This window comes from Pseudonocardia sp. (assembly GCF_025965585.1).
Taxonomy (GTDB): Bacteria; Actinomycetota; Actinomycetes; order Mycobacteriales; family Pseudonocardiaceae; genus Pseudonocardia.
The window spans coordinates 1-6,100 of record NZ_JAOPWR010000293.1 but is presented as its reverse complement, the minus strand read 5'-3'; the positions used below and the strand labels follow the sequence as shown (position 1 = coordinate 6,100).

The following is a 6,100-nucleotide window of genomic DNA, read 5'->3' as shown; positions in this document are numbered from 1 at the left end:
TCATGGTCGTCGACGAGCTGTTCTCCCGCGAACGCCTGGGACACTGGATAGCTGAAGGAACCCCCATCGGCAGCCCCGACGCCATCCGGCTCATCTCCTGACGGTCATCTCCTGACGGACTGCCCTCGGCCGGAAGCGACCGTCGCGGTGCCCGGTTCGACGCGGGTGATCTCCGGCGTGGGTCCACACCGCGGCCTGTCGGCCTCGCCGCCGGCGCCGAACCCGCGCGGGGGGAACGGTGGTCCGGTGGTCCGGGCCTAGGATCGGAACCCATGGCCGCCACCGAGTCCGGGGTCGCCCCCGACCAGCTCGACGGGCTCGTCACCGTGCTGGACCTCGTGCGCTCGGGTGCCGCCCGCACCCGTCCCGAGCTGGTCCGGTGCTCGGGCCTGGGGCGCACGGTCGTCACGCAGCGCCTGGGGCACCTGCTCGCGAGCGGCCTCGTCGAGGAGGGGGCGCTCGGCCCGTCGACGGGTGGGCGAGCGCCGCGTGAGCTGCGGTTCCGCGCCGACGCGGGCGTCGTGCTGGTCGCGGAGCTCGGCGCCACGGGCATCACCGTCGGGCTCACCGACCTCGCCGGCGAGCTGCTGGCGCACCGCGGCGAGGCCTGGCCCATCGCCGACGGCCCGGTCGCCACGCTCGGCCGCGTCGAGGAGCTGTTCGACGCCCTGCTCGCCGACCGGCCCGGCGTGGTGGTGTGGGGGGTGGGCGTCGGTGTGCCGGGCCCCGTCGAGTTCGCGTCGGGCCGTCCGGTGGCGCCGCCGATCATGCCCGGCTGGGACGGCTACCCGGTCCGCGACCGGCTGGCCGCCCGCTTCCGCGCGCCGGTGTGGGTGGACAACGACGTCAACGTGATGGCGCTGGGGGAGGTCCGCAGCGGCCTGGCCCGCGACGCCGCCGACGTGATCTACGTGAAGATCGGCACGGGCATCGGGGCCGGGCTGGTCTCCGGTGGGTACCTGCACCGCGGCTCGCAGGGTTGCGCAGGCGACATCGGCCATGTCTCACTCGGCGGGGCCGTGCCCGGAGCGTCGGAGGTCGTGTGCCGTTGCGGCAACACCGGCTGCCTGGAGGCGCTGGCCGGTGGCGCGGCGCTGGCCCGCGACGCCACCGACGCCGCGCGCGAGGGGCGCAGCGCCGTGCTCGCGGAGCGGCTGGCCGAGGCAGGCACCCTGGACGCCCACGACGTCGTGCGGGCCGCGGAGTTCGGCGACGCCACGGCGGTGGAGCTGCTGCAGCGCGCCGGCACGCTCGTGGGGGAGACGCTCGCTGCGCTCGTCAACTTCTTCAACCCCGCGATGATCCTGCTCGGCGGGGGTGTCGGGGCGTCCGGTGACCTGCTGCTCGCCACCGTCCGGCAGGCCGTCTACCGGCGCTCGCTCCCGCTGGCGACCCGGTCGCTCAAGATCGTCCGCTCGCCCCTGAGCGGGCAGGTGGGCCTGCGCGGGGCCGCGTTCATGGTGGTGGACGAGCTGTTCTCCCGCGAACGCCTCGGCCACTGGCTCGGCGAGGGCGTCCCCACGGCCCTGATGAGCTGAGACGCCGCCCACTCGCGCGAGTCGGCACGACGCGGTGCGCGAGTCGGCACGACCCGGTCCCAGGATTCGGGACCGGGGAATGGCCGGATGCGCCGGTCGGTTCCGAATGCATGGCGTACCTGGCGGTGGAGGTGTCCGGGGCCGGTCGGCACCCGGGCGCGCACGAACGGTCCGACGCTCGGCCCGACGCGATCCTGACGGCGCCCTACCACGTGGAGCTGGCCGAGCTGGCCGCCCGCGCGGGGGCGGACTTCCTGGCCCTGGCCGACTCCTTCGCCGAGCCGGCCGACCCGCTGCCCACCCTCGACGCCGTCGCGATCGCCGCGCGCGTCGCCCCGGTGGTGCCCGGGATCGGGCTGGTCCCGACGGTCACCACCACGCACACCGAGCCGTTCCACATCTCCAAGGCGATCGCGACGCTGGATCTCGTGTCGTCCGGGCGCGCGGGGTGGCAGCCCACGGTGTCGCGGACGCCGTACGAGGCCGAGCTGTTCGGCCGCAAGCCCGCGGCGCCCACCGCCGAGCTGTGGCGCGAGGCCGCCGACGCCGTCGAGGTGGTGGTGCGGCTGTGGGACTCCTGGGAGGACGACGCCGTGATCCGCGACGCCGCCACCGGCCGCTACGTCGACCGCGACAAGCTGCACTACATCGACTTCACCGGAGAGTTCTTCTCCGTCAAGGGCCCGTCGATCACGCCGCGCAGCCCGCAGGCGCACCCGCTGGTCGTCATCCGCGAGGAGCCCGACTCGCTCGCCGTCGCCGCCGCGTGGGCCGACGTCGTGCGCGTCGCCGCCCCGGACCTCGCCGCGGCCCACGCCGCCCGTGAGCGGGTCCGCGACGCCGTCGCCGGGACCGGCCGCAACCCCGACGACGTGGCCGTCCTGCTCGACGTCGAGACGCTCATCGGTGCCGACGCCGCCCGTGAGCTCGACGCGATGGGGCCGCTGGAGCCGTCGTCCGTGCGGGTCGTCGACACCGCCGACGCCCTCGTCGACCTGATCGGGACCGCGGTCCGTGACGGAGCCGCCGACGGCGTCACGCTCGTGCCGCTCGCGCTGCCCAGCGGGCTGCAGGTGATCGCCGACGAGGTCGCGCCCCGGCTCGCCGCCCGCGGGCTGGCCAACCCGGCCGCACCCGGCGCCACCCTTCGCGAGCGCTTCGGCCTCGCCCGCCCCGCCAACTTCTTCACGAAAGTCTGATCGCGATGGCCAAGAAGCAGATCCACCTCGCCGCGCACTTCCCGGGCGTCAACAACACGACGGTCTGGAGCGACCCGAAGGCGGGCAGCCAGACGGACTTCTCGTCGTTCGTGCACTTCGCGCGGACCGCGGAGCGCGGGCTGTTCGACTTCCTCTTCCTCGCCGAGGGTCTGCGCCTGCGCGAGCACCAGGGCAAGATCCACGACCTCGACGTCGTCGGCCGGCCGGACACGCTCACGGTCCTCAACGCCATCGCGGCCGTCACCACCCACCTCGGGCTCGGCGGCACGATCAACACCACGTTCAACGAGCCGTACGAGCTCGCGCGCCAGTTCGCCTCGCTCGACCACCTCTCCGGCGGCCGCGCCGCCTGGAACCTCGTCACCAGCTCCGACGCGTTCACCGGCGAGAACTTCCGCCGCGGTGGGTTCCTGGGCGCCGAGCAGCGCTACGACCGCGCCCAGGAGATCCTCGACGCCGCGCGTGAGCTGTGGCTCTCGAACCGGGAGCCGGTCGAGCACCGCGGCGAGCAGTTCTCCTTCTCCGGGCGCTTCACGCTGCCGCCGACGCCTCAGGGCCACCCGGTGCTCATCCAGTCCGGCGACTCCGACGCGGGCCGTGAGTTCGGCGCCAAGACCGCCGACGCGATCTTCTCCCGGCACGGCTCACTGGAGACCGGGCAGGCGTTCTACCAGGACCTCAAGGGTCGTATGCCCCGCTACGGGCGTCGCCCGCAGGACCTCTCGATCCTGCCCGCCACCACGTTCGCGATCGGCGACACCGAGGCGGAGGCGCAGGAGAACGGCCACCGGATCCGCACCGCGCAGGTCAGCCCGCAGACGGCCATCGCGTTCCTCGAGCAGGTCTGGGGCCGCGATCTGTCGGCCTACGACCCCGACGGCCCGCTGCCCGACGTCGACCCTGACCCGGGCGCGCAGATCACCCGCGGCCGCGTCCGGCACGAGAAGGACCCGCTCGCCGTCGCGAAGCAGTGGCGCGAGCTGGCCGAGGCCAAGGGCGGGCTCTCGATCCGCGAGCTGATCGTGGAGACCACCGCGCGGCAGTCGTTCGTCGGCACGCCGAAGCAGGTGGCGCGGCAGATGGACTCCTACGTGCAGGCCGACGCCAGCGACGGCTTCATCCTCGTGCCGCATCTGGTGCCCGGCGGGCTGGACGAGTTCGTGGAGAAGGTGATCCCGGAGCTGCAGGACCTGGGCAGCTACCGCACGGAGTACACCGGCCCCACCCTCCGCGAGCACCTCGGCCTTGCGCGCCCGTCGTCGACCGGGGAGTCCCGGGCCGTGGGCTGAGTCCCCACGCTCGCGTTCAGTGATCCACGCGCGTCCTGGGATTCACGCGCGTGCAGCGACGCGCGCCGGGCGGGAACGCGAGCGTGGCCGGCGGGCGAGCTGGAGCCGGCCGCGGCACGGGCCGTCGAGGAGGAGGCCGAGCGGCTCACGGCCTGGTACGCGGGCTGAGCCGCCCGGCGTCGTCCAGGCTCAGGTCGGCGGGGGCCCCGGCGAGGGCGCGCAGGTCGGCGAGCTGACGGACGCCGTCGCGGTCGGTGGGGACGGACGGCCCCGGCGCGGGCCGGGTGATCGAGAGCCACACGAACAGCCCGACCAGGACGATGACGATCAGTGCGGTGGTCATGGCAGGAAGTCTGCTTCGGACGAGATCCTGCCACGAGTGGCGGGAACGTCGGACTGTGTCGATATCCTGCCATCATGCTGTCCACGGTCGCCGCCCTCGCCCTGCCCGACGTCGCACCGTTCGAGTTCGGCGTGATCTGCGAGGTCTTCGGCATCGACCGCACCGCCGACGGCGTGCCCGCGTTCGACTTCCGGGTCTGCGGCCCGGTCGCGGGCGCGCCGTTGCGCACCACCGTCGGCGCGTCGCTGATGCCCGACCACGGCCTCGACGGGCTTCGCGGTGCAGATCTCGTCGCCGTCTCGGCCACGCGGCTGCGCACGTTCGACGAGCCGGTGCTCGACGCGCTGCGCACCGCCGCCGACGAGGGCGCCACGATCCTGTCCGTCTGCTCGGGGGCGTTCGTGCTCGGCGCCGCCGGGCTGCTCGACGGCCGGCCCTGCACCACCCACTGGATCAACGCCGACGAGCTGCGGGCCCGGTACCCGCGGGCCCGGGTCGATCCGGACGTCCTCTTCGTCGACGACGGGAACCTCGTCACCAGCGCGGGCACCGCCGCGGGCATCGACGCCTGCCTGCACGTGGTGCGCCGCGAGCTGGGCAGCGCGGTGGTCAACGCGATCGCCCGCCGGATGGTGGTGCCGCCGCAGCGCGAGGGCGGGCAGCGCCAGTTCGTGCAGCAACCGGTGCCGGTCTGCTCCGCCGACGGGCTGGCGCCGGTGCTGGACTGGGTGCTCGAGCACCTCGACGTCGAGCACCCGGTGTCCGAGCTGGCCCGCCGGGCGCGGATGTCGGACCGCAGCTTCGCGCGGCGGTTCGTGGCCGAGACCGGCACCACCCCGCACCGCTGGCTGACGCTGCAGCGGGTGCTGCTCGCCCAGCGGCTGCTGGAGGACACCCCCCTCGGCATCGACGCGGTGGCCGCGCGATGCGGCTTCGGCAGCGGCGCGCTGCTGCGCCACCACTTCCGCAAGGTCGTCGGCGTCGGGCCGGCCGACTACCGGCGCACCTTCCGTTCCGCGATCCCGATCGCCGGGACGTGACGGGATGAACGTTTCGGGCGATGATGGGCCTGACCTGGCGAAACAACTCACTGAGCGTCACGGGTCGCTGGGCCGTCAGGGTGAGGCGTCCCGGCGTCCCGTGTCCTACTGTCAGGGCGTGACCGACCGCGTGCAGTGCCGCATCGCCGACGGGGTGGCCGACGTCCGGCTCGACCGGCCGGAGAAGCTCAACGCCCTCGACGACGCCATGTCCACCGTCCTCACCGACGCGGGCGCCGCCCTGCGTGACGAGCCCGGCCTGCGCGCCGTCGTCCTGTCGGGCAACGGCCGCTCGTTCTGCGCGGGCCTGGACCGCACGGAGCGCGAGTCCCTGCATACGATCATGGGCAGCCCGAACCAGCGGGAGGCCGCCGCGGCGGCCCTGGCCGGTCGGACGCCGACCTTCACGGACGGAGCGGACGCATGACCGACACAGCTGTCAGCACCGACCAGGTGCTCGCCGACCTCGACGCCGACGGCGTCCTGACGCTGACGCTGAACCGCCCCGAGCGCCGCAACGGCTGGACCGCGGAGCTCAGGGAGGTCTACTACGCCCGTCTGACGGCGGCGGCCGCCGATCCGGCGGTGCGTGCCGTGGTGCTCACCGGCGCCGGCAGCACGTTCTGCCCCGGTGCCGACACCGCGAACCTCGGCGACCTCGCCCGGGAGG

Annotated in this window: 7 protein-coding genes; 6 read left to right on the top strand and 1 reads right to left on the bottom strand. The window is 74.1% G+C overall.

Features of this window, described 5'->3' with window-relative positions; translation table 11 throughout:
* The first annotated feature begins 272 nt into the window (after positions 1–272).
* The 3 genes from JWR81_RS18180 to JWR81_RS18170 all read left to right on the top strand — a co-directional run bounded on the left by JWR81_RS18180 (position 273) and on the right by JWR81_RS18170 (position 4,047).
* Complete coding sequence (locus tag JWR81_RS18180) at positions 273–1,538, top strand: ROK family protein (RefSeq protein WP_297653816.1); 1,266 nt, start codon at positions 273–275, stop codon at positions 1,536–1,538.
* A 110-nt stretch (positions 1,539–1,648) separates the two neighbouring features.
* Positions 1,649–2,737, top strand: coding sequence for an LLM class flavin-dependent oxidoreductase (locus JWR81_RS18175; RefSeq protein ID WP_297653813.1), 1,089 nt, complete (start codon positions 1,649–1,651; stop codon positions 2,735–2,737).
* Positions 2,738–2,742: 5 nt separating this feature from the next.
* The gene (locus tag JWR81_RS18170; protein ID WP_297653810.1) at positions 2,743–4,047 is read left to right on the top strand and encodes an LLM class flavin-dependent oxidoreductase; all 1,305 of its coding nucleotides are present in this window, start codon (positions 2,743–2,745) and stop codon (positions 4,045–4,047) included.
* 145 nt (positions 4,048–4,192) lie between these two features.
* Here the strand turns inward: JWR81_RS18170 and JWR81_RS18165 are convergent, their stop codons facing one another.
* A complete protein-coding gene (locus JWR81_RS18165) occupies positions 4,193–4,390 on the bottom strand; it encodes a hypothetical protein (protein ID WP_297653807.1) in 198 nt (65 codons plus the stop codon).
* 74 nt (positions 4,391–4,464) lie between these two features.
* On the opposite strand from JWR81_RS18165, the gene JWR81_RS18160 reads away from it, so the two are divergent.
* The 3 genes from JWR81_RS18160 to JWR81_RS18150 all read left to right on the top strand — a co-directional run.
* Positions 4,465–5,430, top strand: coding sequence for a GlxA family transcriptional regulator (locus JWR81_RS18160; RefSeq protein ID WP_297653804.1), 966 nt, complete (start codon positions 4,465–4,467; stop codon positions 5,428–5,430).
* Positions 5,431–5,548: 118 nt separating this feature from the next.
* Entirely contained in the window at positions 5,549–5,857 is a 309-nt protein-coding gene (locus JWR81_RS18155; RefSeq protein ID WP_297653800.1) for an enoyl-CoA hydratase-related protein, read from the top strand.
* Positions 5,854–6,100: enoyl-CoA hydratase-related protein (locus JWR81_RS18150; RefSeq protein ID WP_297653796.1), on the top strand; the 247-nt coding region annotated here is incomplete at its 3' end. The genes JWR81_RS18155 and JWR81_RS18150, both read left to right, overlap by 4 nt.